17 protein-coding genes and 1 pseudogene are annotated in these 26,751 nt (G+C 59.5%); 17 read left to right on the forward strand and 1 reads right to left on the reverse strand.

All coding sequences use genetic code 11. The features are described from left to right. Positions 1-283 precede the first annotated feature (283 nt). The 9 genes from bcsQ to V9K84_RS13325 are packed head-to-tail and all read left to right on the forward strand — an operon-like array spanning position 284 to position 15,192. The gene (gene bcsQ / locus V9K84_RS13285; RefSeq protein WP_088515636.1) at positions 284-1,498 is read left to right on the forward strand and encodes a cellulose biosynthesis protein BcsQ; all 1,215 of its coding nucleotides are present in this window, start codon (positions 284-286) and stop codon (positions 1,496-1,498) included. Further along, a complete protein-coding gene (gene bcsA, locus V9K84_RS13290) occupies positions 1,495-3,723 on the forward strand; it encodes a UDP-forming cellulose synthase catalytic subunit (protein ID WP_043862371.1) in 2,229 nt (742 codons plus the stop codon). The genes bcsQ and bcsA overlap by 4 nt, the downstream gene beginning before the upstream one ends. Continuing rightward, positions 3,720-6,053, forward strand: a complete 2,334-nt coding sequence (gene bcsB, locus V9K84_RS13295; RefSeq protein WP_043862370.1) for a cellulose biosynthesis cyclic di-GMP-binding regulatory protein BcsB — start codon at positions 3,720-3,722, stop codon at positions 6,051-6,053. Before bcsA ends, bcsB begins: the two co-directional genes overlap by 4 nt. A 4-nt stretch (positions 6,054-6,057) precedes the next feature. After that, a complete protein-coding gene (bcsZ, locus tag V9K84_RS13300; protein WP_078480243.1) occupies positions 6,058-7,296 on the forward strand; it encodes a cellulose synthase complex periplasmic endoglucanase BcsZ in 1,239 nt (412 codons plus the stop codon). Beyond that, positions 7,272-11,249, forward strand: a complete 3,978-nt coding sequence (locus V9K84_RS13305; protein WP_088515635.1) for a cellulose biosynthesis protein BcsC — start codon at positions 7,272-7,274, stop codon at positions 11,247-11,249. The genes bcsZ and V9K84_RS13305 overlap by 25 nt, the downstream gene beginning before the upstream one ends. Before the next feature lie 18 nt (positions 11,250-11,267). Beyond that, a complete protein-coding gene (locus tag V9K84_RS13310) occupies positions 11,268-11,927 on the forward strand; it encodes an SGNH/GDSL hydrolase family protein (protein WP_088515634.1) in 660 nt (219 codons plus the stop codon). Further along, positions 11,924-12,595: an alginate O-acetyltransferase AlgF gene (locus tag V9K84_RS13315; RefSeq protein WP_054915585.1), complete on the forward strand. Its 672-nt coding sequence runs from the start codon at positions 11,924-11,926 to the stop codon at positions 12,593-12,595. Before V9K84_RS13310 ends, V9K84_RS13315 begins: the two co-directional genes overlap by 4 nt. 18 nt (positions 12,596-12,613) lie before the next feature. Then, positions 12,614-14,029 (forward strand): MBOAT family O-acyltransferase, encoded by a 1,416-nt coding sequence (locus V9K84_RS13320; RefSeq protein WP_043862367.1) that lies wholly within the window; start codon positions 12,614-12,616, stop codon positions 14,027-14,029. After that, the gene (locus V9K84_RS13325; protein ID WP_088515633.1) at positions 14,029-15,192 is read left to right on the forward strand and encodes a cell division protein FtsQ; all 1,164 of its coding nucleotides are present in this window, start codon (positions 14,029-14,031) and stop codon (positions 15,190-15,192) included. The genes V9K84_RS13320 and V9K84_RS13325 overlap by 1 nt, the downstream gene beginning before the upstream one ends. A 53-nt stretch (positions 15,193-15,245) precedes the next feature. On the opposite strand, the gene V9K84_RS13330 is transcribed toward V9K84_RS13325, so the two are convergent. Next, positions 15,246-15,578 (reverse strand): hypothetical protein, encoded by a 333-nt coding sequence (locus V9K84_RS13330; RefSeq protein ID WP_043862365.1) that lies wholly within the window; start codon positions 15,576-15,578, stop codon positions 15,246-15,248. A 362-nt stretch (positions 15,579-15,940) separates the two neighbouring features. Here V9K84_RS13330 and V9K84_RS13335 point away from each other — a divergent pair, with 362 nt between their 5' ends. The 8 genes and pseudogenes from V9K84_RS13335 (at position 15,941) to V9K84_RS13370 (ending at position 26,524) form a co-directional block, all read left to right on the forward strand. Further along, complete coding sequence (locus V9K84_RS13335) at positions 15,941-16,267, forward strand: hypothetical protein (RefSeq protein WP_088515632.1); 327 nt, start codon at positions 15,941-15,943, stop codon at positions 16,265-16,267. 388 nt (positions 16,268-16,655) lie between these two features. Continuing rightward, the gene (locus V9K84_RS13340) at positions 16,656-17,954 is read left to right on the forward strand and encodes a site-specific integrase (protein ID WP_338790482.1); all 1,299 of its coding nucleotides are present in this window, start codon (positions 16,656-16,658) and stop codon (positions 17,952-17,954) included. A 483-nt stretch (positions 17,955-18,437) separates the two neighbouring features. Continuing rightward, entirely contained in the window at positions 18,438-21,899 is a 3,462-nt protein-coding gene (locus V9K84_RS13345) for a hypothetical protein (RefSeq protein ID WP_338790484.1), read from the forward strand. Further along, on the forward strand, positions 21,896-22,756 hold the full coding sequence (locus V9K84_RS13350; protein WP_338790486.1) for a hypothetical protein: 861 nt from the start codon (positions 21,896-21,898) through the stop codon (positions 22,754-22,756). Before V9K84_RS13345 ends, V9K84_RS13350 begins: the two co-directional genes overlap by 4 nt. Positions 22,757-23,168: 412 nt before the next feature. Continuing rightward, a pseudogene (locus tag V9K84_RS13355) lies at positions 23,169-23,366 on the forward strand (integrase); the annotation flags it as partial. Between the two features lie 591 nt (positions 23,367-23,957). Beyond that, positions 23,958-24,599, forward strand: a complete 642-nt coding sequence (locus V9K84_RS13360) for an ATP-dependent Clp protease proteolytic subunit (protein WP_338790488.1) — start codon at positions 23,958-23,960, stop codon at positions 24,597-24,599. A gap of 265 nt (positions 24,600-24,864) precedes the next feature. Then, on the forward strand, positions 24,865-25,662 hold the full coding sequence (locus tag V9K84_RS13365) for a phage regulatory protein/antirepressor Ant (RefSeq protein ID WP_338790490.1): 798 nt from the start codon (positions 24,865-24,867) through the stop codon (positions 25,660-25,662). A 220-nt stretch (positions 25,663-25,882) separates the two neighbouring features. Continuing rightward, positions 25,883-26,524, forward strand: a complete 642-nt coding sequence (locus V9K84_RS13370) for a hypothetical protein (RefSeq protein ID WP_338790492.1) — start codon at positions 25,883-25,885, stop codon at positions 26,522-26,524. Positions 26,525-26,751: the final 227 nt, after the last annotated feature.

Genomic DNA, 26,751 nt, shown 5'->3' on the forward strand with positions numbered 1-26,751 from the left:
GACTTATCAGTCATTTCCTACAAGCTAGGCTAAGCTTTATGCCGTTCGTGCCGACCTTGTTCAAGAACGGCATCCATCGTGCAGATGCGCTGCACAGGCAGCGACAAAACAGTCAAACTTATGGCGGTATTTTTTTAACTCGGCGAAAATGCGAAAAACCAGCCCAGAAATAAACAAAATATTGACACTATCAGTTTGATATCACACATTAGCATCCTAGCAGTGTGACAGACCTTATCTGCCCCAGCAGTTGATCAGATAGCCGTAGGCCGGGATTACACATATGAGTCATGCAGACGACATTGGAAATCTGTTCACCAGGTTTGGGGCAAGTGCGGACAGCTATAAAGAAATCGACACCGAGTTCGAATACCTCGAACCCGCGCTGACGGTGGCTGAACCGATCACACCTGCTGCCGCGCCCGAGCCGGTTGCCCCGGTGGCCGCGACCCTGGCGGCCCTGAAGCTGCCGCCGACCCTGGCATCGGTGCCTGCGCCGGTACAGGCACCTGCTCCTGCGCCGGTAGTCGTTGCGGTGCCCGCGCCCGTGAAGCGTATATCGCCCGCTCCCGAACCGGCTGCACAGCCCGCCGGCGCCCCCCTGTCGCTGCGTGAACAACTCGAAGCGGCGGCTCGCCTGCGCCATGCCACGGCCCAGGGGCTGAATCAGGGTGCACTGGAGCATGCCATGCACAAACCGGCACCGACACGCCCCCAGGCCAGCATCATCGCTGTGGTTTCGGCCAAGGGTGGTGTGGGCAAGACCACCTTTGCCGCCGCGCTGGCCAAGCTGCTGGAGCGCCCGCACGGTCGCGTGGTGGCACTGGACCTGGACCCGCAGAACAGCCTCGCCAGCCAACTGATGCTGCCGCGTACCGCCCCCGGTCTGAGCCAGGCTACCGACAGCGACGAACCCTGGAGCATCCACTGCCACCCGGTGCCCGACTCGACCGCCGAATGCCTGCCATTCGGGCACGCCGACGCCACCCAGTTGCGCAGCCTGGAGCAGCGCCTGGCCAACCAGCCTGGCTGGCTGCTGCAGCAATTGGCAACGCTGGCACTGACACCCGCTGACGTACTGATCATCGACCTGCCCACCGGCGCCACCCCATGGCTTGCGTCAGTGCTGGAGATGGCCGACCAGGTGGTGGCCCTGACCCTGCCGACTCCCGCCGCCTACCGCGTGCTGGATGAACTACAGGCCTGGCTTGCGCCCCTGCACCAGCGCAGCCCCGCGCCGCGCTGCGGCTACCTGATCAACAAGGTCGACCCCACCCGCGCGCTGGACCTGGACATGTGCCAGGTACTGCGCCAGCGCATCGGTCGCGAGCTGCTGGGCATGGTCCGTCTCGACCACAGCCTGGACGAAGCCCAGGCCTTCGAATTCGATCCGTTCGTCAAGGTGCCCGACAGCCCTGCCTGCCAGGACCTGCGCGACGTGGCGCATGCCCTTGGCGCCCACCTCGCCCATCACCACCAACAGTCCGGTACCCCATGACCGCCCCCTTAGACCAGGCGTCTGCAGTGCAGGCGCCCAACACGGTTGCGCGCTTGAATGTCTGGCTCGAACGCTTCGGGCAATGGCCCGCCCCGGTGCTGCGCGCGCTGAAGATCGGTGCCGGCCTGATCGGCGCCCTGCTGCTGGTGGCCGTGGTCACCGCCCCCCTGGAGCTGGAGCGCCAGTTCGCCTTCGCCGCCCTGTGCTTCGCCGGCCTGCTGATACTGCGCAAGCTGCCCGGGCGCCTGCCAGTGCTGGCCATGGTGGTGTTGTCGCTGGTGGCCACCCTGCGTTATGTGTACTGGCGCGTCACCGACACGCTGGGCTTCGACAGCTGGCTGGACATCGTGTTCGGCTACGGCCTGGTGGCAGCAGAGTTCTATGCCCTGGTGGTGCTGGCGTTCGGCTACATGCAGACCGCCTGGCCCTTGCAGCGCAAGCCCAAGATTCTTACCCAGGACCCCAAGGACTGGCCCACGGTGGATGTGTTCATCCCCACCTACAACGAAGCGCTGAGCATCGTGAAGCTGACGATCTTCGCCGCCCAGGCCATCGACTGGCCGCGCGACAAGCTGCGCGTGCACGTGCTGGATGATGGCCGCCGCGACGATTTTCGCGAGTTCTGCCGGCAGATCGGGGTCAACTACATCGTGCGCGCCGACAACGTCCACGCCAAGGCCGGCAACCTCAACGAGGCCCTGAAGGTCACCGACGGCGAGTACATCGCCATTTTCGACGCTGACCACGTGCCCACGCGCTCCTTCCTGCAGGTGGCGATGGGCTGGTTCCTCAAGGACCCGAAACTGGCCCTGCTGCAGACCCCGCACTTCTTCTTTTCGCCCGACCCGTTCGAGAAGAACCTCGACACGTTCCGCTCGGTGCCCAACGAGGGCGAGCTGTTCTACGGCCTGGTGCAGGACGGCAACGACCTGTGGAACGCCACCTTCTTCTGCGGCTCGTGTGCAGTGATCCGCCGCAGCCACCTGCTGGAAGTGGGCGGCGTGGCCATCGAGACGGTGACCGAAGATGCGCACACCGCGCTCAAGCTCAACCGCAAGGGCTACAACACCGCGTACCTGGCGATCCCCCAGGCTGCGGGCCTGGCCACCGAGAGCCTGTCGCGGCACATCAGCCAGCGCATCCGCTGGGCACGCGGCATGGCGCAGATCTTCCGTACCGACAACCCGTTCATCGGCAAGGGCCTGAGCTTCGGCCAACGCGTGTGCTACGTGAACGCCATGCTGCACTTCTTCTACGGCCTGCCGCGCCTGGTCTTCCTGACCGCGCCGCTGGCGTACCTGATCTTCGGCGCGCAGATCTTCCACGCCTCGGCGCTGATGATCACCGCCTACGTACTGCCGCACATCTTCCACGCCAGCCTGACCAACTCGCGTATCCAGGGGCGCTTTCGCCATTCGTTCTGGAACGAGGTCTACGAGTCGGTGCTGGCCTGGTACATCATGCGCCCGGTACTGGTGGCGCTGATCAACCCCAAGCTCGGCGGCTTCAACGTGACCGACAAGGGCGGCATCATCGACAAGGAATACTTCGACTGGGAGCTGGCGCGCCCCTACATCATCCTGCTGACCCTGAACCTGATCGGCATGGTGTTCGGTGTGGTGCAACTGATCTGGGGCGACCCGGCCGCAGCCATCACCATCATCATCAACCTGGCCTGGACGATCTACAACGTGATCATCACCAGCGCTGCCGTTGCGGTTGCCAGTGAAACCCGCCAGGTGCGTTCCGAGCCGCGCGTGCGCGCCGAGCTGCCGATTCAGGTGCAGACCGCCGACGGCACCACCATCGACTGCACCACCGTGGACTTCTCGCAAAAGGGCGTGGGCTTCAAGCTTCCCGAGGGCCAGAGCCTGCACAAGGGCCAGGACATCCAGGTGATCCTGATGCGCAAGCAGCAGGCCTGCGTACTGCCGGCCACCGTGGTGTTCAGCCGTGGCGCCATGGTCGGGGTGCAGTTCAAGCCGCTGACCTTGCGCCAGCAGAGCGACTTCGTGCGCCTGACCTTCTCGCGGGCCGATACCTGGGCCGCAACCTGGGGTGGCAGCAAGCCCGACACCCCGTTGAGCGCCCTGCACGATGTGAGCCGCATCGGCGTGCGCGGCATCATGGACCTGGCCCAGGCGACCCTCAGCGCCCTGCGCCATCGTCGCTACAAGCGCAAGCAAGCCCCCACCCACCTCGAACCCTCGTTGGACTCGCAATGACCGTCATGCTTCATACCGACCAACAAGTGAACCTGTCGCGCCGTTCTCGCCGTCTGCTCGCCGGCTCGCTGCTGTGCCTGGGCAGCCTGCTGCAACCTGCCCAGGCCGATGAGGTCGCGGCCAGCGCAGCGGCGCCCGCCACGGAGCCCGCCGCCAGCGAAACGGCGCCGGCGGCACCGGATGCGGCCGGCGAAAAGTACCAGCTCAGCCTCAAGCAGCTGGGCAAGAACTACACCATGAGCCTGCGTGGCGTGGAGTCGACCGACACGGTCAACTTCGACGTGCGGGCCGACGAGGTGGTGACTGGCGCGCAACTGACCCTGCAATACACCTATTCGCCAGCGCTGCTCAGCGACCTCTCGCAGATCAACATCATGGTCAACGACGAAGTGGCCGCCAGCCTGCCGTTGCCCAAGGAAAACGCCGGCGTCCTGCAAAAGCAGGTGATCGACATTCCGCCGTACCTGATCACCGAGTTCAACCGGCTCGGCGTGCAGTTGATCGGCCACTACACCATGCAGTGCGAAGACCCGCTGCATTCGAGCCTGTGGGCCAAGATCAGCAACGAAAGCCAGCTGAGCCTGCAGGTCAAGCCGGTGGTGCTGCCCAACGACCTGGCCCTGCTGCCGCTGCCGCTGTTCGACCGTCGCGACCCACGCGCCCTGAGCCTGCCGTTCGTGTTTGCCGTGGCCCCCGACAACACCACCCTCGAAGCGGCGGGCGCGGTGTCGTCGTGGATCGGTGCGCTGGCCAGCTACCGTGGCGCAAACTTCCCCACCAACCTGCACAGCCTGCCCGCCAGCGGCAACGCGGTGGTGCTGGTCAACACCGCCGAGGCCAACCAGGTCGAGGGCCTGACGCTGCCCGACCTCAAGGGCCCGACCCTGTCGCTGGTGAGCAACCCCAACGACCCGCACGGCAAGCTGCTGGTCATCGCCGGACGCGACAGCGCCGAACTCAAGCGCGCCGCCACCGCCCTGGTGATCGGCTACCGCAGTTTCTCCGGCCCCAGCGTGCAGATCGACACCGTCAATGCGCTGCAGCCACGCCAGCCGTATGACGCGCCCAACTGGCTGCCGACCGATCGCCCGGTGCGCCTTGGCGAGCTGATCGACCCGCGTCAGCTCAATGTGTCGGGCTACAACCCCGGCATGATCACCGTGCCGGTGCGCCTGCCACCCGACCTGTTCAACTGGCGCGAACAGGGCGCCCGGCTGGACCTCAAGTACCGCTACACCCCACAGCAGACCTCGTCCAACTCTTCGCTGCTGGTGAGCTTCAACGACACTTTCATCAAGTCGATGAACCTGCCCTCGATCGAGCGCCTGGGCGGCGGCGACAGCCTGCTGGCAGCCCTGAAGAAAGACGACAGCATCGCCCGCGAGGCGAGCATGCTGCTGCCGCTGGACTCGGTCGCCCTGCAGTCGCGCCTGCAGTTCCGCTTCATGTACGACTACATCAAGCAGGGTGAATGCCGCGACATCATCATCGACAACATGCGCGGCGCCATCGACCCGGACTCCACCCTGGACCTGAGCGGCTACGACCACTTCATCGCCATGCCCAACCTGGGCGTGTTCAAGGACAGCGGCTTCCCGTTCACGCGCCTGGCCGACCTGTCCGACTCGGCGGTGATCCTGCCGGACAACGCCGGCAGCGCCGACTGGAGCGCCTACCTCACCGTGCTCGGACGCTTTGGCGACTCCACCGGCTACCCGGCCACCGCCGTCACCGTGGCCCAGGCCGGCCAGGTCGATGCCCTGGCCGACAAGGACCTGCTGGTGCTGGCTTCCGGCGACAACCAGCCACTGCTCAAGACCTGGGCCGACTACCTGCCCAGCAGGACCCAGGACGCCAGGCATTACGTGGAGTTCTCCGACCTGCCGATGCGCCTGCGCGAATGGATCAGCCCCGATCCCAAGGCCAACCTGCGCGCCGCGCGCGGTGCGCTCACCTTCACCGGCGAGAACCGCAGCTCGTACGTCACCGGGTTCGAGTCGCCGCTCAAGAGCGGGCGCAGCGTGGTGGTGCTGTCCAGCCCGCAGCCGCAGAACCTGGTGGAGGTCACCGACGCCCTGATCGGCGGCGAACAGTACACCCAGGCACTGCAAGGCAGCCTTGTGGTGATCAACGGCAGGAATGTCGAATCGCTGGTGGCCGAGCAGGCCTACTACGTGGGGCACCTGGGGCCGTTCCGTTACATCCAGTGGCTGCTGTCCCAGCATGTACCGGCGCTGCTGCTGTTGACCCTGCTGGGGGTTGCCCTGGTCAGCCTGGTGGCGTTCTTCTCGCTGCGCGCCCAGGCCAAACGTCGCCTCAACATCGAGTAATCGCATGCCTCTGCCAACCGGACACACCGCACCGTTGCCCGCCAGGCGTTCGCGCTCGCTGCTGCGCCGCCTGCTGGGCGCCAGCGCCCTTACCCTGCTGCTGCCCGGCGTGAGCCAGGCCAACAGCTGCCAGGCCGACCCCTGGCCGTTGTGGCAGGTGTTTCGCCAGCACTTCGTGCAGCCCGACGGGCGCGTGCTCGATGCCAGCACGCCGCAGCAGCACAGCTCCTCCGAAGGCCAGTCCTACGCGATGTTCTTTGCCCTGGTGGCCAACGACCAGGCCAGCTTCGACAAGCTCTGGCTGTGGGCCAGCAACAACCTTGCCGGTGGCGACATCAAGCAGAACCTGCCGGGGTGGATCTGGGGCCTGGACGACAAGGGCCAGTGGCGCCTGCTGGACCACAACTCGGCCTCGGACGCCGACCTGTGGTTCGCCTATGCGCTGAGCGAGGCCGCGCGGCTGTGGAACACCCCGGCCTACAACGCCCAGGCTGCCCAGCTGCTGGCCAATATCAAGGCCCGCGAAGTGGCCGAGCTGCCGGGCCTGGGCATGATGCTGCTGCCCGGCGTGGAGGGCTTTGCCAAGCCCGATCACTTCTGGCAGCTCAACCCCAGCTACCTGCCGGTGCCGGTGCTGCGACGCCTGGCGGTGGTCGACCCCAAGGGGCCGTGGAGCCAGATCGCCCGCAGCACCGCCAGCCTGATCAAGGGCGTGAGCCACAACGGCTATGTGGCCGACTGGGTGGGCTACCGTGGCACCGGCCCGGACAAGGGCCTGTTCGTGATCGACCCGGTCAAGGGCGAAACCGGCAGCTACGACGCCATCCGCACCTACCTGTGGGCCGGCATGACCCCGGCCAAGGACCCACTGGCCAAGCCGATCCTCGACAGCCTCGACGGCATGGCACGCAGTGTCGCGACCCACGGCGTACCGCCAGAGAAAGTGCAGGTGCAGGCCAACACCAGCAGCGGCGATGGCCCGTTCGGCTTTTCTGCCGCCCTGCTGCCGTATTTCAAGGCGCGCCAGCAACCCTGGCTGCAGGAACAGCAGCGTGCCCGTGTCGACCAGCTGATGAGCAAAAGCCTGAGCCCCGAAGCGCTGCAGGCCAGACAACCCCCTTACTACGACTTCGTGCTGAGCCTGTTCGCCCTCGGCTTCATGGATGATCGTTACCACTTCCTCGACGACGGGAAGCTGCAACCACTCTGGGAGACTTCATGCCCTCGCGCCGCCAAACCCTAGCCATTGGGGTGCTTGCCGCCCTGATCCACAACAGCAGCTTTGCCGAGCTCAGCGAGAACGGCAAGGTCCTGCTGGAACAGGGTCAATACTGGCAGGCCCGCAAAGACACCACCCGCGCCACCGAGGCATGGCGCAAGCTGCTGCTGATCGATCCGCAGCAGGCCGACGCGTTGTACGGCCTTGGCCTGCTGGAGCTTGATGGCAATCGCCCGCAGGGCGCCAAGCGCTACCTCGACCAGCTCAGGCAGGCGCACCCCGGCGAGCGTCAGACCCTGTTGCTGCAACAGGAGATCGCCCTGCACAGCGCCGATAACACCGCGCAACTGGAGCAGGCCCGCCAACTCGCCGAATCGGGCGAGCTGGATCAGGCTGTGGCGGCATACCGCACGCTGTTCGGTGGCAGTGCACCGCAGGGCGAGCTGGGCCTGGAGTTCTACAGCTACCTGGGCTACACCGCCACCGGCTGGCAGGAAGCGCGCCAGGGCCTGGAGCGCCTGCAGGGCCAGTCGCCGAACAACCCCAAGATCAAGCTCAACCTGGCCAAGCTGCTGCTGCGCAACGAAAGCACGCGGGTGGAGGGCATTCGCCGGCTGGCGTCCTATGCCAACGACCCGGTGATCGGCAGTGAATCGATCGAGGGCTGGCGCCAGGGCCTGTCCTGGCTGGGTGCGCCGCGCCCGGCCGAGGTGCCGTTGTTCGATGCCTACCTCAAGGCCTACCCGGACGACGAAGAGATCCGCAACCAGCTCAAGAGCGGTGCCCGTGCCAGCCAGGCCAGCGCCGTCCAACGCCAGAACAGCCACCTGGTGCGCGGCTTCAAGGCGCTGGACGCCAACGACCTGCCCCAGGCCGAGCAGTCGTTCCAGGCCCGTTTGCGCGAGCAGGCGCAGGATGCCGACGCCCTCGGCGGGCTGGGCATCGTGCGCCAGCGCCAGGGCCGCCTGGGCGACGCCGATGCACTGTTCAAGCAGGCCATCAGCCGTGGCAACAGCAGCCGCTGGCAGAGCGCCCTGCAAGGCAACCGCTACTGGGTGCTGCTGGACCAGGCCAATGCCGCCCGCGACGCCGGCAATCCGCAAGACGCCCGCGAGCTGCTGCAACGCGCCATCGCGATGAACCCGCGCCAGGTGCAGGGGCCTGTCAGCCTGGCCGACCTGCAGGCCGCCCAGGGTCAGTTCGACAGCGCCGAAACCACCTATCGCCAGGCCCTGAGCCTGGATGCCGGCAACCCCGATGCGCTGCGCGGGCTGGTCAGCGTGCTGGCGCAGAACGGCAAGCTGGGCGAAAGCCAGCGCCTGATCGACGGGCTCAGCGATGCCCAGCGCGAACGCCTGGGCGACCTGCGCGTGCTGCGCGCGGCCATCGCCGTAGGCCAGGCCCGCGACGCCGAGCGCAGTGGCGACCTGGCCGGCGCTCGCAAGGCGCTGGAAGAGGCCGTGCGCAACGACCCGCAGAACGTGTGGGCGCGTTACGACCTGGCGCAGGTCTACCTCAAGAGCGATGCCTCCGGCAAGGCGCGCCAGACCATCGACGAGATGCTCAAGGCCAACCCGCAGCGGGCCGAGGCGCTGTATGCCAGCGCGCTGTTCTCCAGCCGCCTGGGCGAGTGGCAGTCGGCCCAGCGCAGCCTGGCGCAGGTGCCCACGGCCCAGCGCAGCGCCGCCATGCACACCCTGGCCGAAGAGATCGAACTGCACCTGCTGACCCGCCAGACGGCAGACCTGGCCAAACAGGGCCAGCGCCAACAGGCCATGAAGCTGCTGCAACGCGCCGAACCGGCAGCGGCCAACAACCCCGGCATGCTCTCGGCGCTGGCCGCGACCTATATCGATATCGGCCAGACCGAACATGCGCTGGGCATGCTGCGCACCGCCATTGCCCAGAGCAGCACGCCCTCCCCGTCCCTGCGCCTGGCCTATGCCGGCGCACTGCTCAAGGCCGGCGACGACGTGCAGGTAAACCAGATTCTGCGCGAGCTGCGCAGCCAGCCACTGCAGGCCGGCAACCAGCGCAGCTACGACGACCTGGTGTTCCAGTACACCGTGCGCCAGGCCGACCTGCTGCGTGAAAAGGGCGACCTGGTGGCCGCCTACGACACCCTCGCCCCGGCCCTGGCGCAACGCCCGCAAGACCCGCAGGCAGTGTCGTCGCTGGCGCGCATGTACCTGGACAACCGCAACCCGGCCAAGGCGGTGGAGCTGTTCACCCCGCTGCTGCGCCAGTACCCGGACAATGCCGACGTGCAGATGGGCGCCGCCCAGGCCTTCGTACAGGCCGGCGATGCCGACAAGGCCGAGCGCGCCGTTGAAAAGGCCCTGCAACTGGCCCCGCAGAACCCGCAGATTCTCACCAGTGCTGCCGGCTATTACCGTGGCCGCGGCAAGCTGGCCAAGGCCGAGCAGCTGTACGCCCAGGCCCTGGCCTTGCAGGCGCCGCCGGAGCAGAACGTGCTCAACCCCTTCGGCCAGGCGATTGCCGTCAACCCCTTCGTCGGCCAACCGGGCCAGCGCAAGCAGTCGCGCCTGAGCGAAACGGTGCTGGCCGAGATTCCCGAGCCGGCACAGACCCAGGTCAGCAGCCGCGCCAACGAGGCGTTCGACGCACCGGTGCTGCTGGCCAGTCGCGACAGCGAACCTGGCCTGCGCACGGCCAGCCAGGCCACGCCGCAGCTCGCCACGCCGGCACCGGTCGACCCGCGCGCCGCGCTGCAGACCGAGCTGGATACGATTCGCGAGGCGCGCAGCCCGCAAATCAAGCAGGGCGTCACTTTCCGCGGTAACGACAGCGAATCGGGGCTGGGCAAGATTACCGATGTGGAGGCGCCGCTGGAGATCAGCGTGCCGTGGAACGACGATCGACTGGCCCTGCGCATCACGCCAGTGTCGCTGAACGCAGGGGGGGTGAAAAACGAGCTGAGCGCCAATTCGCGCTTTGGCGGGATCACCAGCGAAATGGCCAGGAACATACTCGCCATGCCGCTACCCGACCTGCTTGCAGAAGCAGAGGACTTCTACATCGACAGCCCCGGCTCGCAGAAGGACAGCGGCGTCGGCGTGGCCCTAGCCTACGAGAACCCGTCGCAGGGCCTCAAGGCAGACCTGGGCGTGAGCCCGGTAGGCTTCCTGTACAACACCGCCGTGGGCGGTATCAGCCTGGATCGCCCCTTTGCAGAAGGCAGCAACTGGCGCTACAACCTCAACCTGTCCCGGCGCTCGGTCACCGACAGCCTGACCTCCTTCGCCGGAGCCCGCGACAAGCGCACCGACCTGCAATGGGGTGGCGTAACCTCCAACGGTGGTCGTCTGCAGCTGGGTTATGACAATCAGACCTACGGCATGTACGGCTATGGTTCCTGGCACAAGCTGCTGGGTCACGACGTGGAGTCCAACACCCGCAGTGAACTGGGCAGCGGCATCTACTGGTACCTGCTCAACAATCAGGATGAACGCCTCACCGCAGGCCTGAGCGTGTCCGGGGCGCATTACGCGAACAACCAGAGCTTCTTCACCTACGGCCACGGCGGCTACTTCAGCCCGCAGAACTTCTTCTCCATCGGTGTGCCGGTCAGCTGGGCGCAGCGGGGACCGAACTTCAGCTACCAGGTGCAGGGTTCGGTGGGCATGCAGCACATCGAGCAGGACAGCGCACCGTACTTCCGCGACAGGCAGTCACAAGCGGCGCTGGAACGAATTTCCCAGGCCTTTGCCACGGACGGTACGACCCTGCGCACCACCTATGCCTCGCAGAGCAAGACCGGCATCGGCTACTCGCTGGGCGCCAGTGGCGAATACCGGCTGGGCGATGGGTTCTTCTTCGGCGGCACCCTGGGTGTGGACAACGCCCGCGACTACCAGCAATGGACCGGTGGCCTGTACCTGCGCTACCTGTTCGACGACGGCCGCGGCGCCATGCCGTTGCCCGTCAACCCGTACCGTTCCCCTTATTCGAATTGATTTGCAGGAGTATCAACCATGGCTAGTTCACTTCTCGCAGGCCTGACCATTCTGATGATCGGCGACAGCCACCTGGCGACCCCCGATTACCTGATCAAGAGCCTGCACGACAACCTCGTGCAGCAAGGTGCCCAGGTGCACTCGCTGGGTATCTGCGGCGCCAATGCCGGCGACTGGCTCAAAGCCACCCCTGGCACCTGCGGCGGTGCCGAGCGCCGTGGCACCGAAAAGCCCGTGGTACTGGGCAGCAAGGCGGCCACCCGGCCGATCGGCGAACTGATCAAGGCCGACAAGCCGGACCTGGTGGTCGTGGTGATGGGCGACACCATGGCCAGCTACACCAAACCGGCCTTCCCCAAGGCCTGGCTGTGGCAGCAGACCACCAGCTTTGCCAAGGAAATCGCCAACACCGGGGCCAAGTGCGTATGGGTCGGCCCCAACTGGGGGACCGAAGGCGGCAAGTACGGCAAGACCTACGCCCGCGTCGAACTGACCTCCAAGTTCCTCGCCGCCAACGTGGCGCCGTGCGACTACGTCGACTCGCTCAAATTCTCCAAGCAAGGCGAGTGGGCCACGGTCGACGGTCAGCATTTGACCGCCCCGGGCTACCTGGCCTGGAGCAAGAAGATCAGCGAAGAGATCGTCAAGGCGCCGGTCGTGACGAGCATCAAGAAATGAAGCGCGCCCTGCACGCTGTACTGCTGGCCCTGCCCGCCGCCCTCGGCGCGGGCCTGGCCCAGGCCGAGATCGCGCTGTACCCCACCGGCCCCAGCGAAGACTCGGCGTTCTTGCGCTTCGTCAATGCGGCCCCCGGCACCCTGCAACTGGTGGCGGACGGCTCCAGGGCCAGCCTGCAGCTGGACGCGGCCAAACCGGTGTCGGCGTACCTGCCGGTACCGGCCAACAAGGCCATCAAGGGCACCCTGAGCCGTGACGGCCAGCGCTCGGCCCTGCAGCTGAGCGTTGCTCCTGGCGAATTCGCCACGGTAGTCGCCCTGCAGGACGCCAGCGGCATCCGGCAACGCGTGGTACGCGAGCAACCCGACGACTTCAATGCGCTGAAGGCTTCGCTGGCCTTCGTCAACCTCGACCCTTCCTGCCAGGGCGCAAGCCTGCGCCCTGCCGGGCGCACGGCGGACCTGTTCAAGGACGCGCCAGAGGCCAGCGTGCAGCGTAGATCGATCAACCCGGTGAAGCTGTCGGTGCAACTGGTGTGCGCCAATGCCAACGTCGGCGGCCCGGTGGACCTGGGCGAACTCAAGGCCGGCGAGCGCTACAGCGTATTGCTGCTGCCCACGGCGAGCGGCCCGCAGCTTGTGCCCGTCACGGACACGCTCTCCAACTGATCGGACGTCTTCACCACCATGGTATTCGCCTCACTCGAGTTCCTGACGCTGTTTTTGCCGATCTTCATGCTGGTGTACGCGCTGAGCCGTCCGGCCTGGCGCAACGGCGTACTGCTGATCGGCAGCTGGCTGTTCTATGGCTGGCTGAGCCCGCTGTTCCTGCTGCTGCACATGGCGCTGACCGTGGTCGCGTGGGTTGGCGGGCTGCTGGTGAACCGCAGCCATGAGGACTCGCGCGGGCGCATACGCCTGCTGGCCGCGCTGATCGTGTTCAATACGCTGGTGCTGTGCTGGTACAAGTACGCCAACATCCTGGCCGCCAACTACAACGAACTGATCACCTATTACGGTGCATTGCCGATGGAGTGGCAGCGGGTGGCGTTGCCGGCGGGGCTGTCGTTCATCGTGCTGCAGGCGATTTCCTACCTGGTGGATGTGCACCGCCATACCGTGCCGGTAGAGCGCAGTTTCGTGAACTTCGCCACCTACATCTCGATGTTCGGTCACTCGATCGCCGGCCCGATCATCCGCTACGACTGGGTACGCCGCGAGCTCAACCAGCGCTACTTCAACTGGCAGAACTTCTCGCTGGGCGCGCGCCGTTTCATGATCGGCATGTGCATGAAGGTGCTGGTGGCCGATACCCTGTCGCCGCTGGTGGACGTGGCCTTCCACCTGGACAACCCGTCGTTCCTGGACGCGTGGCTGGGCTGCCTGGCGTATTCGCTGCAACTGTTCTTCGACTTTGCCGGCTACAGCTGCATGGCCATCGGCCTGGGCCTGATGCTGGGCTTCCACTTCCCCGAGAACTTCAACCGCCCGTACCTGGCCAGCAGCATCCAGGACTTCTGGCGGCGCTGGCACCTGTCGCTGTCGAGCTGGCTGCGCGACTACCTGTACATCGCCCTGGGCGGCAACCGCCACGGCACCTGGAACACCTACCGCAACCTGTTCCTGACCATGGCCATTGCCGGCCTGTGGCATGGCGGGGACAGCTGGAACTACCTGCTGTGGGGCTCGGCCCACGGTATCGCGCTGTGCGTCGACCGGGCCTGGAGCCGTTCCAGCCTGCCGGCGATCCCCAAGGTGCTGTCGCACACCCTGACGCTGCTGTTCGTGTGCCTGGCCTGGACGCTGTTCCGCGCCCCGGACTTTCATACGGCGCTGTCGATGTACGCCGGCCAGTTCGGCCTGCACGGCTTTGCCCTGGGCGAGGCACTGGCAGCCACCGTACGCCCGGTGCACGGCCTGGCGGCGTTGCTGGGCGTGGCGTGCATCATCCTGCCGATCTGGCAGGCACGCGCCGAGCACCGCTTCGCCAGCCGCGCGTGGTTCGTGCATGCCGCTGCCCTGTGGCCCGTGGCCGGCTTCGTGCTGTCGTTCGCGTTGATCGCCAGCCGTGATTCGGTCCCCTTCCTGTACTTCCAGTTCTGATGACGATGAAGACACCTCCTCCCAGTACAGCGCCCACGCCCCCCAGTGCACTGGCCCTGCGCACCAGCCCGATCGCCGGCGTCACCCTGGCGCTGTTCCTGGGTGCCGGCCTGCTGTCGTGTGGCTGGCTGGTGGCCAGCGGCAAGCTCGAGCTGATGCCCGACAAGCACCTGTCCAATGGCCAGGTGCTGCACGGCGAAATCACCCACCGCATTGCCAAGGAGCTGGCCAAGGCGCCGCTGCCGAGCGAGGCCGCCGACCTGGAACGGGCCGGCAGCTGGCTGCTGCTGGGCGACACCGGGCCGCGGGTGCGGCCGGGCTGCACGCAGTGGCTGTTTCTGAGCGATGAACTCAAGCTCGACCGGCACGCGGCCGACAACGCCCAGGCCAAGGCCGATGCGGTGATCGCCCTGCAACGCAGCTTGCAGCAACGGGGTATCCGCCTGCTGGTGAGCGTGGTGCCGGACAAGAGCCGTATCGCCGCCAGCGAGCTGTGCGGGTTGACTCGCCCCACGGCCTCGCAGGCGCGCATCCAGCAGTGGGCGCAGAAACTCCAGGCGGCCGGCGTGACCACCCTGGACCTGACTGCCAGCCTGCAGCCGCTGGGCGCCAGTGCGTTCCTGCGTACCGATACCCACTGGAGCGAAGCCGGCGCCCAGGCCGCTGCCCAGGCCATTGCCGAGCAGGTCAAGGGCATGGGCTTGAGCGCCACCCCCAGCAAGACCTTCGACACCCGCCAGGAGCCTCTGGCACCGCGCCCCGGGGACCTGGTGCGGCTGGCCGGCATCGATTGGCTGCCAGTGGCCTTGCAGCCGCCGCAGGAACAGGTGGCGCCAACGGTCATCACCGAGCGGGCCGAGGCCGTCAGCGATGCGGGCGACAATCTCGATGACCTGTTCGGCGACGACAACCTGCCGAACGTCGCGCTGATCGGCACCTCGTTTTCGCGCAACTCGAGCTTTGTCGGCTTTCTGCAACGTGCGCTGTCGGCGCCTGTGGGCAACTTCGCCAAGGACGGCGGCGAATTCTCCGGGGCCGCCAAGGCCTACTTCGACAGCCCGGCGTTCAGGCAGACGCCGCCACAGCTGGTGATCTGGGAGATACCCGAGCGCGACCTGCAGACGCCCTATGCGGGTGACGTGCAGCTGCCCCCCAAGCCATGACGCACCACGCCCGCTGCGCGCGTTGACACGGCGCGGCGGGCGCTGGCGAATGCTCAGGCAAGCTTTTTCAGATCTGCCGCTGAATCGAACGTGGTGAAGTGGTAGATGCCGTGGATCTTCTCCAGCTGGCAACACCAGCCCTCCTGCTCGCCGGCTTGCACCACGAACCTCAGTTCTTCGATACCCGCCATATTGGCGGCAGCTTCGAGCAGGGTCTTGACGCGCTTTTCGACAAGGGCATCGTAGGCCAGTTCGTATGACTTCTCCCAGGTGGCGTCGGCATTGCGAAATCGCTTCCAGTTATCGTCCTTGAGCACCTTGCAAAAGGCCACGCGCTGAACTTCGCCGGTATTGGACAGGTCGAGGGACAACAGGCAGAGGGTCATGGTGGGCTCCCATAAGCAGTGAAATTCCCTTGCAACCTAGTCACTCGCTTTTCATCCATCAATGCTAAATGGCCATCACCTGAGAGTTAAAATAATTCAAGAATTTACCAAAAAACAGCAACTAAACAACTTAGCCAAGGCCATGTAGGAAAGTTACTACGCAAAGAAACACGAGCTATAAAGTCCTTTTATGGAACAACGGGATTTCAGGCACTTTAAAATAAACAGAAACATTCAAAGACGTACCGTTTCGGCGCAGTTACAGCGTCTTGTAGCCAGCGCTGCGCTTCTGCAATCATGCCCGCCGGGCGCTGCCAGCGGGCAGCGTCGTCCCTTAGCGCACCGCACAAAGGAATGACTCAATGATCAGGGTATTGCTTTCGCTGGACCTCACCAACAAGGAATCGGAACGAGACAACTTCAACAACTTCCTGGCAGAACAACAATGGAAGAAGTTGAAGGATGTGGATACCGTCTGGGCCATCGAGTACGACGATTTCAGCCAGACCAACGAGCAACATGTGACAAACGTCAAAAGAGACCTGTCCAAAGTTCTGCTCACCGCGGCACGGGAATTCAAACCGGACCGTATTACCTACGTTGCACAGATAGCCAACATTGAATGTATCGGGCGCTATATCTACCGGGAGGGTGGCGATTACAAGGCGTTCATTTACGAGCCCTGCTGATAGCGCTGAAGAGAGTGAGGTGTCTGCGACAGTGATCCGGTCGCAGGCATTTTTCGTGCGTGCGAAGGGAAAGCAGTGCACTGCATGCGTATTCGGGGGAAAGGGAACTGGATAGAGGCGGCCCCTGGCAGACAAGGGCTTGCGTTATGGAGGCAACCCCACCAGCCACACCCCGGCACACGATGTTCCCGCTGTGGCTGCTCCCTTCCGGGCCTGACCAGGTGGCATGCAGGCATGACGGGTAATCGTTGCGGGCCTTATGGGGCAAGGGCTTCAGGTTGATTGGGTTGCAGGAATTCCAACGTGCGGAGCTATTGCACGGACGCTCATGAACTAGGGGTGTGGCCAGATTTGTTCCACTTGGTTGTTCCACTCTGGTGTTCCACTCATGGCCTACATAATCCGACGCCAAGCCGTCTATTACCTGAACTTGCGGCTGCCCAAGCACCTGTTTCCGAAGCGGTCCACTCTTCGCCTGTGCTTGAATCTCCGTGACCGCCAAGCAGCAATGTTCCTCGCAGCATCCCTGGCTGAGAAGATCCAACGTCATCTACTCGACAACCCGCTGACCTCAGTCCAAGCGCTTCGCGCTGCATGCTCACAATGGCTGGACGCTGCCCCTCCCCCACTCGTGCGGCTATCTCCCAAACCCACGCCTGCCGCCGCAGCAAAGCAGGCAAGCGCCACACCCACCCTTTCGACACTTGCCAAGCTCTATATAGAAGAAGGGAAACGGGGTGGGACATGGCGGCAGGCAAGCATCGAGGAAGTTGAACGCGCACTGGCCGATCTCTTCGACCTGATGGGCGACATGCCTGCCGACGCCTTCGACCTGAAGCAAGCTCGGCTATTGAAGGAACGCCTGGCTCGCTGCCCCCAGTACTTCGCTCTACGCCCGGAGTTCAAGAACAAGACGCTGAAGCAGGTGATTGAATCCGGCACCCCGTACAAGACCATCACCGCCGTCACCGTGAACAACCGCCTCCGCAAGCTGACTGCCTTCTTGAACTGGTGCAGGTCGAACGGTTATGTAGCAGACAATCCCTTGGCGGGACTGAAGGTAATGGTGGGGTCGGCGAAAGAAGCAAGGTTGTCCTTCGACCGCCATGACCTGATTGTTCTGCTGGATCATGAGTCACTGCTAAAAGAAGCACGCAAGCATCCATGGCGTTACTGGCTGCCTCTGCTAGGGCGAGCCACAGGGGCGCGGCTGGAGGAACTGTGCCAACTGAAGCTGGATGACTTCATTGAGCAGCAAGGGATCCAATGCATCAGCATTGATGACAAACGTGAAGGCCAGCAACTCAAGAACAGCAGCAGCCGCCGCGTACTTCCGTTGCACCCGGCATTGATGGAACTCGGCTTATTGGAGCACGTGCAATCACTCAGGCAATCCGGGGCAGAAAGCATGTTTCCAGACCTGGAAGCCGTTAGGGGCAAGCTAGGCCATGCACCATCCAAATGGTTCGGGCGCTACAAGACGAAGCTGGGCATCAGCGACCCCAGGAAGACGTTCCACAGTTTCCGCCACACCCTCATCGATGACCTGCGTGATGCTGGAGTGCAGGACTCGCTGATCAAGCGGATAGCTGGGCATGAGGACGGTGCAGTGACCTTCAGCATCTACGGCAGTCGCAGCCCATTGAAGGCGATGGCGGAGGCCCTCTTCAACATCCGCATTCGCTAGTCATGCTACACATGGAGCCGCATGGGTAAGAGCTAGAGCAACCATATTATATATACAATTACGAGTTTACGTACTTACGTCCGCGCGTACTTATTCATCTACGCGAACGCATACCAACCACCCTGCCAACCATCCAGGCAGGGACGCATCTGCGGGCGAGAATAAGCCACTCACCCGTGTACCGAACAGGAGCAGCAATCATTACCCGTACACTTGAGCCCGGAGACAGGTGCGAAGTTCCTGGAATGAGAATGCGACTAACGCCTAAGCGTGACCATCACGTTATACATACAATCCGGCCTTGCGAGCACAGTGCAAAAATTTTCTGGCCGAAAACCAAAATTCAGCATACCCTGGAAGATGGCCAAACGCCACTCACCCCTTGGGAGAGACCAAAAGGAAACTGACAAGAGCACGGCAACCCCAGTTCCGTGCTATATACAAAGTAGAAAAACACTCAAGATTCACAAGGATGGAACCATCTTGTTCGACACAATCGAAAGTCGTCATACTCCAGAAAAACTCATAACTGATATATTGGACGAAGAGAGACCTCTAGTCCTCTTTCTCGGGCAGAGCTTTTGCAGCGATTCAAAAGGAGATCCTTTAGTTCGAAAAGCGCTGGAACATTTACGTAAAACAATTCCCAACAAAAGCACCTGGCCTAAGCTAATAACCACCCCCGAGCTAAAAAAGTCTACTTATGAATGGTTATCCGAGCGCTTTGAAAGGAATGTACTATCCGAATCGCTTTCTATGACTTTCGAAGTAGCCTGGAGTGCTGTTTTTACTAGTTCAATTGATCCACAGATTTCTCGGAAGCTTGAGTCTAAAGGACGCGCCCCAGAGACCATTGTATCTAAAGAACATTTTGCAAGAGTTGCGAGAAGCAGATCCCGCCCCCCGGTTCATTATTTATTCGGGAAATCTAACGAGCTAGAAGGGAATTATAGTGTACCTTGCGGCCCGCTGGAGCTCATCCAAAGAAAAAGCATCCATACGAACGCATTGGTTAGCCGCATTAGTGAAACCGTGACTTCGCTCGGATTGCTAGTTGTCGAGGGTTTTATCCCAGAGGATGACTGGCTGACAGCCGACGAGTTACTTGCCCCAATATCGACTAATGAGAGCATTACTGTGCTCTGGCTCGGGCAAGCGCCTAACAACTCAATGGTTTTTGACCTTCTCCTTGAAAAAGGGCAGATAAGAACTGACTCGCGTCGTCTTCACGAAATACTAACACATTTACTCATCGAGTCCGATAAAACTACAGAAGCACAGCTAGGCCTGATAGAACAGCGAGCCAGCAACACAATAACACTCGACAATGGCAGATACCTGCAAGTAACTCCATCTTTACGCCTTAGAGTTGAAGCAGCAGCTGCAATCATTGACGACTCATGGCTAGAAGACGCTCCGCCTTTGCTCGGAGCAGCGCTGGAGGAAGATTTCCGGAAATTTCACGGGGGGTTCGGCGGAGTAAGAACCCAAGTTGACGGAGTCCGAAAAGGCTATGCAATCAAACGCGACTTCGAAACAGCCCTAGAAAGAGCTTTTAGAAACTGCGTCCGGCACCTTGGCAAACAACAAAATTTTATCGTTTTACACGGACAATCTGGAACCGGAAAAACGGTCGCACTGGCTAGGCTAGCCTATCAACTAAGATCCGAGACCAAAATCCCGGTACTTTATGCAAAAAACCGAATCCCCAACGCTAGCGACATTGAAGAATTCATTGCGGAGGCCGAAAGGTCTGGTGCCACGTGCGTAGCAGTAATCTGTGATGCCAATCAAGCCCCAGATCGATATCGCGATTTAGCTAACAGCTTAAAGAGCAGAGGCCGAAAATGCATTACGATCGGGTCATCTTATAAAGTTGAAGGTATAAAGCGAACAAATCGTGGCTTTGTAGAGGCAGAGGCAGAGGCCACTCAGAAAGAAGTTTCCGCCCTCTCATCACTATTAAAACGGTACGCACCTAGGCAATCCGTCAGGATTGAGCACGAGAAGAACGTATTCGCTTTGCTGTATCGCTACATTTCTATGGGACGTGCCAGGATAATTGACGGAATAGCGGAAGAAGCCAGACATGCGGAGCTTGTTGTCAGGATTCGGGCAAAAAGCATCCCTTACACCAACAAACCAGAATACGTACTAGCCAAGCAATTAATCTCATTAGGCCTGGGAAAGGAAAACACGTCTATATTCGAAGATGAGCTTCCAGAGCACGCAGAGGCAGGACTGGACGCTGCTGGCAAGCTAATTGATTTGGTTATGGCATCGGGACGACTCGATTGCCCGATCCCATTAAATCTATTGCTTAGAGCCTTGAGCGGTACCAGTCAAAGTCTCGATTACACACAGATATCATATTTATTCGAGTCACTGGACCTTTTTAGATGGCACACATCAGATGCCGAAGGCAACGAGTTCTTAATCCAACCTCGCCTCAGACTTGAGGCAGAGCTAATATGCAGAAGAAGACTGGCAGAGAAAAGCAAAGAAATAGAATGCTTGCTTCAACTAATGAAAGCAGTTCGCCGCTCAGCCCCCGACAGCAGGTCTGAAGTAGCATTCTTGCTAGATCTTCTGGGCAAGATGCAGAAAGAAGGTCCCAGAAAGAAAGCATATGAGTCTGGATATCTCAGCGTAGCGAAAACTCTGACAGAATTGCGTGAGGTGCATCAAGTAAAAGACGCGAGCCTAATGCTTCAAGAATCCGTATTCAGACGCGCCGCTGTTCAGTCGTCTGACAATAGTGATCCCCATGGAGCAAACTCATTGACGGTTGAACAGAGGGCGGAGATCCTCAATGAAGCTCGGGAGATAGTTGAAACTGCCCGAAATGAAATCGATGAGCGCTCTATGCGAGCCAGCAAGAAAACTCGCGCAAATCTAGCAGTCGAGCATGCCTCGATCTATGGCTATCTAGCCGTAGGGCTTGCCCGTCAAGGAGCGGATGAGGAGATTGTGTGGTCTCATTATCTAGCTGCACGCACTGCAACAGCAACGGCAATTTCAGAGGCTAATAACCATTATCCTTATGATATTGCTCTGTGGACTCCAGTCGACATACTCAAGTACAGCAAATCGTCATTAGCTCATGAAATGGAGCTCAAAGCGGATGTTTTTTCAATCTTTGACCATGCAAATACTGAGAACTTCAATGACTTTTCCGCGAGCAAATTCAAAGAACGTAAAATTCGTGCAGCTGAGGATCTTGGATCATTCGAGCTTGCTGACGAAGCATATTTAAGCCTGGAAAAAACCCACCCCGCAGTTGCCTATTACCTAAAAGCAAGGACAACTTGCCGCGAGCTATTTCATACTAAAACTGATGAAATTAAACGCACAGCCCTCGCCAAAGTTCCTAGTGCCATAAACTTCCTTCGCAGCAAGCTTGACATTGTACAAACCGACATCCGCCCATTGCAGTTATTAATCCAGTTAATCTGGGTTGAAAAAACTGGGCGCTTCATATTCGGAAAGGAAAAAGCACTCATCCCTAACGATCGACGCTTTCAAGAAGAAATGCTCACTTTGGTGAGAAGTCTGAATGCACTCGCCGGGGACAACCAGAAGAACAACTTCCGACTCTTGGAGGCGGTATTCGAGTGGGTTAGCGGCAGCGTCGAACAGGCAATTGATCTATTCAAAGAGCTTTCCTCCGATACTGAATTTGAGGACTCAGCTAGGGTTGTACGTCGTTTCTTGCTTGAAAGCAGCGGCCCTCATTCCGGCTTTAGAGGCCGGGTTATCAGAGATCGAGGTGACGGCCACTGGACCGTTAACATTTATAATATAAGCAAAAATATTGACCTCCTCGGACGAGACTTCATCAGAGAAGAACTAGCTGTCGGAAGAGAAATTTCAAACTTCAATATCTCCTTCAATTATCTAGGCCCAATTGCAGAGCCACTTTCTAGACATGGAGTCCGTTCATGAGCTTCGCAGAAATTCATCAGTTGCATCTAGATTTCAAGCGGAGACTTACCTCCATTGTGGGCAAGGAAGTGTTTTCGGAGATAACAGTTTCACCCCCGCGAGCTACAGATGACGAGCTTTCATTCTTGAGACTAATATCGTGGGGATATGTTCTCGTATTCGAGTCTGGCAGAGGCCCGCTTAGTTTCCTTAAGAATTTGCCACCGCTAAACCAGTCCAACGGACAGCTGATCCCTCACCTCCACTCTCTTCGCACATGGACCAGCCACAACCTAGACTTTGATAAAAAGAGGGACATCAAGACCATCCGTGCAGCCACTTTATGGTTGCTTGAAAAGTGCGGAACAGGCTCACCAGAACGCCACCAGGAATGGGAGGCATGTTTCAACGCGCTTGCAGGGGACTTAAAAAATCTTCTGCGAAATGCAATCAGTGCTTGCGACTGTTTTGAGAAGCATGAAGACCGAGAAATGCTCATTCAGGCGTTGAATAAAAGCCTAGATAGAAACTGGGAGGCCTTTCTATTCGACGAGTATGTCCAAAAAGCACTTTCCAAGTTCCAATATACCGGCATTCCGCCCATCGAAATTCGGAAGACCAACTTAGAGGCTTGGAGAAGAATAGTTTCCATATCTGAAGATGAAGACTCTATTGAACGCAATCTCACACTTCGCATTGAGAATGACGTGTTAACTCTGATGGCCTCAGCCTTCCCCTCAACATCTGAGGAGATAGCCGAAAAACTGCAAAGACCTAGTCATTTATCAATCACGGCTGCAATGTTGTTCCTTCGGGAAAAATGCGGTGACAAGCTGGAGAACCTTGATTCAATCATGAGAGAGCTTCGAGCGATCTAGCCTTTAACAGCAAGGTAAATCGGATTGTTTCACCGATTTTCCTTGCCACTATCATCCTTCAACTGCTGAACCCTTATGGCGTTACTTATATTGATCTCTATCGACAACCGCTCCCACCACGAGTTGTTTCCAACTCACTCCATCCTCTTGATCGGTTTCGCCGGTAGAGAGACAGATACCGTGCGACTGGCGCTGCCGGTCACACGTAGGCGGAAATAGTAGATACCGTCTCGTCTGTAGTGGTGGGAGGGCCATGCCAACCTACAAAATGGCTGCAATGGAAACGTGCAGCTTATGACAGTAGTTGTGACCGCCTGGTTGCCTTGTGACTCTCGCCCCAGTCCGGCCGAAGACATGACGTGATCATCCTGACAAGTGCTTAGGCCGGATACGGCAAGCTGGGCATCAGCGCCCCAGGAAGACGTTCTACAGTTGCCGCCACACGGTCACCGACGACCTGAGTGATGCCGGGGTGTAGGGCTCGCTGATCACGCGGATAGCCGGTCACAAGGATGGTGCCGTAACCTTCGGCGTGTACGACGGCCGTAGTCCACTGAAGGCGATGCTTGATGCAAGCAGTCACGCCACCCTCTACGCACTAGATGACTGATGCTGCCTTGCCTCGCATCCCAACGCTTCGGACACTGCTTGCATAGAAGGAGGTGCGCCGCCCAACTGAGCAGCAGGGTAAGCCGCATCTTTTTCAACCCAGGGGGGGGGGGGGTTGACGCCATGAAGCTAGCCCCGTATAGTGTGCCCCATCACCAAGTCATCGGTGATCTAACAGGCCAAAATTAGCCAAAAGCAACTCTACCTCCCTGCGGATTCGCTCAAATAGCGAATGGTTAGCACGGAGGTTTTGTCGTGTCCGGAATTTGACCAAAATCAAGCGCATTAGCCCTAGTTTACATTAATCGAGAATAGCCCATGCCATATTCGCAAGATGAGCCCGTACAAGTGATATGCCGCCTGCCCAATACTAAAGACAACAATAGCCCCTGCCCCGAGAAAACGCCCACCATGAACACATGATGCTCGCCATCGCCCCACACACCCTAGAGGGTTGATCCGTGCGCCCAGTTAGTTAAACACTCACCTCAACTCTAAACAAGCTACCCGCAATCCGTACACACTAACACTAGTTACTAACTCAGTGTGACGGCCACCTATCACCTAAAATTAGGTAAAGGAAGACAACCATATGAAGAATCAAGCAAACAACGAACTTGTAGAACTCGAAAGTTTTTACCGCCCTAAGAACATCCTGACCAAGCAGCTAGTTTCGACGCAATACGTCGTCCCGCTTACAGGCCCCATCGGCGAAATCCATGAGTATGGCGAGCTCGTAAGCATCCTTGCCCATGCGAGAGAGGACGACCAGGTTTACATCCAACTCTCATCACCTGGCGGCAACTTGGAGACTTGCGACTATCTTTGCCGTCGAATGGACGAATGCGCAGCCCCTATCACTGTAGAGATCGGAATGAATTGCGCCTCCGCCGCCTCCGCAATTGCTCTGCAAGCCGATGACTGGGTAATTTATGACAGCAGCACAATGATGATTCACTCCTGCTCTTACTCGCCAGGATACGGGAAAGAGTCAGACATTCGATCTGGGGTGGAGTTCACGAAGCGACTTAACCAAGAATGGATTGAGCGTACCTACCAAGGTTTCCTTATTGATGAGGAGATTTTTGAAGCCATTGAATACGGTAAGGATCTGTACTTCTACGCTGACGACCTGCGAGAACGCATGCCACTATTCAAGAAATACCGCAACCAATGCAAAGCGCAGAAAATCAAAAAAATCATGCAGTACTGGCAGCAGCAAGAAGCGGCCTAATACCCCCCTTCAACTTAGCTCGCCCCACATTATACAATGTACAACAGAGCCAAGTTTCCGGTCCGGCCTTCTATCGCCCAAAAATAGAGCAATTACCAAAGGATATAATCATGACTTAAGTACACCACCAAATACTGGCCTCGCCCAGCACTAACCTATACGCAACCCATCAAACACCCGCCCCCCATCAATCGCGAAAATTATCAGCGACGGGCAAACTCACCCTAAATTTGAGATGCAAACTTATCATATGGAAACTCAAAGCATGATTACCACCACGCAAAACCACCCATTTCAAAATACCGCAGCAGTTATCGGAGTCCCTTACATTACGCCTTTGCCTGCTAGCTTCGCAGACTTCGTTCATGTTGCGGAGCCCTCCATCACCATGAGCAGCATGGATATTGCGAGCGTCACAGGTAAGCGCCATGACAATGTAATGCACGACATTCGCAAGCAATTTAAAGAACTCGGCCAAGATGCCCTGGAGTTTCAGGGAATCTATCTGGATGCCCACAAGCGCCAGAAGCCTTGCTTCTACCTACCCCGCCGGGAGGTGGATATTCTGCTCACTGGATACAGCGCCAAGATGCGAGCCGCAGTAGTTGATCGTTGGCGCGCATTGGAAGCCGAGCAGAAGTTTGGCGTCCTGAGCCTTCCAAAGAACCTGACCGACGCTCTAAATCTCGCCTGCACGCTGGCTTACCAAGTAGAGACTTTGGAACAACAGATTGCCGAAGACGCTGAGAAGGTAGAGTTCTACAACGAGGTTTACGAACGGACTGATCTGATCAATCCGAGCAAGACCGCCAAGCTTTTCGGCACCGGCCGTAATCGTTATCTCGAATACCTTCGTAAGCATAAAATCTTGATGAGTCGCCCGCACCAACAGAACATGCCGTACCAGCGTTATATGGATGCAGGATACTTTGAGGTTAAGGAAGGCATGTGCGAGAACCCGAAGACGGGCGAACGTGAACTTAAGGCGCATCCCTTGCTGACTGGCAAAGGGTTGATTTGGCTTCAGAAGTTTATCGCGAAGCACGGTCGTGATGGATTGTAAAGTTCACATCCACGAGCTTGAGCACACCTAGCCTTTTAGCTAAAGGCGAACACCACTAAGCGCTGACAACATGGATGTATGCAGCCCAGGACGACGCCATGCACCGATCTGGAACAATTACACCCTAAGGATGGCTGGTGCACTTCACCAGCCCTCTTGCAGCGCCCCGTAATGACTAGCTCAGCGCCAGAATAATCGGCCATCACAAGAATTGACGACCATGGACGACCTTCACCAATCAAGTGCCACAACCAAACTGATCAGGGCTGATAACCTTATTATCGATAAGTGCACGGGAGAAATCCTCGGCCACGATAGCAAATCATCGGTATTTACCGGCACCATCAAATACCAAAGAGAACTTGGAGCCTGCCGGAGTGCCGATGACTTCGCGGACCACCTTGAATTCGTTGATCGACGAAAACTACCACCGCACCACCTCCATACTCTACGCTCAGAGGTTGATTACGCTCACGGCGTATGGCGCCGTACTGGCACCGATTGCCGCATCACCATTCCGCAACTGCGTATACTTGAACAACTGCACGGACTGACTCTTTATCATAATATCATCATCACCACACAGGCCGACTTGGCGAAGTCCCTAGGGACCACCGAATCCAACTTGATGAAAAAGTTAAGGACTTTAGTCAATAGCCAGATATTGCGAGCCTTCACATCACGAGATGGAAATATTCGGAAGGGCGAAATAAAGCTAAGCGTTAACCCACGACTGATTTTCAGGGGCGATGACTACGCCCGCGACAGATACATTAAGGCTTGGTATGAACCAGCTACCTTAGTCCAGACCGGAAAGGTCAAGCCTCAATATGGCTCGAATCATCTCACAGCTGCTGCGTAGGTAATTTAAAAAAGTTACGCAAGAACCGCTTTGCAAGCCTCTAAGAATAAGGGGATCGGCAAATCCATATTATTAAAAGAAGTGACCACTTCTGTCGCGAGACAGGATTGGGAACGTATCGCCAAAGCGGAGCTTTGAGATTATAAATTCTATAAGTTCTCCATTGTGGCGTAGCCGCCACGGAAGGATAACCTGTACCTGAAGCACGGATCAAACCTTTATTAAGC

Origin of the sequence: Pseudomonas sp. AE27 (assembly GCF_037113495.1) — a bacterium.
Taxonomy (GTDB): domain Bacteria; phylum Pseudomonadota; class Gammaproteobacteria; order Pseudomonadales; family Pseudomonadaceae; genus Aquipseudomonas; species Aquipseudomonas palmensis.

Bases quoted from the DNA above. Each gene is read 5' to 3' on its own strand.
- bcsQ (WP_088515636.1), top strand. From the start codon at position 284: ATGAGTCATGCAGACGACATTGGAAATCTGTTCACCAGGTTTGGGGCA.
- bcsA (WP_043862371.1), top strand. From the start codon at position 1,495: ATGACCGCCCCCTTAGACCAGGCGTCTGCAGTGCAGGCGCCCAACACG.
- bcsB (WP_043862370.1), top strand. From the start codon at position 3,720: ATGACCGTCATGCTTCATACCGACCAACAAGTGAACCTGTCGCGCCGT.
- bcsZ (WP_078480243.1), top strand. From the start codon at position 6,058: ATGCCTCTGCCAACCGGACACACCGCACCGTTGCCCGCCAGGCGTTCG.
- V9K84_RS13305 (WP_088515635.1), top strand. From the start codon at position 7,272: ATGCCCTCGCGCCGCCAAACCCTAGCCATTGGGGTGCTTGCCGCCCTG.
- V9K84_RS13310 (WP_088515634.1), top strand. From the start codon at position 11,268: ATGGCTAGTTCACTTCTCGCAGGCCTGACCATTCTGATGATCGGCGAC.
- V9K84_RS13315 (WP_054915585.1), top strand. From the start codon at position 11,924: ATGAAGCGCGCCCTGCACGCTGTACTGCTGGCCCTGCCCGCCGCCCTC.
- V9K84_RS13320 (WP_043862367.1), top strand. From the start codon at position 12,614: ATGGTATTCGCCTCACTCGAGTTCCTGACGCTGTTTTTGCCGATCTTC.
- V9K84_RS13325 (WP_088515633.1), top strand. From the start codon at position 14,029: ATGACGATGAAGACACCTCCTCCCAGTACAGCGCCCACGCCCCCCAGT.
- V9K84_RS13330 (WP_043862365.1), bottom strand. From the start codon at position 15,578: ATGACCCTCTGCCTGTTGTCCCTCGACCTGTCCAATACCGGCGAAGTT.
- V9K84_RS13335 (WP_088515632.1), top strand. From the start codon at position 15,941: ATGATCAGGGTATTGCTTTCGCTGGACCTCACCAACAAGGAATCGGAA.
- V9K84_RS13340 (WP_338790482.1), top strand. From the start codon at position 16,656: ATGGCCTACATAATCCGACGCCAAGCCGTCTATTACCTGAACTTGCGG.
- V9K84_RS13350 (WP_338790486.1), top strand. From the start codon at position 21,896: ATGAGCTTCGCAGAAATTCATCAGTTGCATCTAGATTTCAAGCGGAGA.
- V9K84_RS13360 (WP_338790488.1), top strand. From the start codon at position 23,958: ATGAAGAATCAAGCAAACAACGAACTTGTAGAACTCGAAAGTTTTTAC.
- V9K84_RS13365 (WP_338790490.1), top strand. From the start codon at position 24,865: ATGATTACCACCACGCAAAACCACCCATTTCAAAATACCGCAGCAGTT.
- V9K84_RS13370 (WP_338790492.1), top strand. From the start codon at position 25,883: ATGGACGACCTTCACCAATCAAGTGCCACAACCAAACTGATCAGGGCT.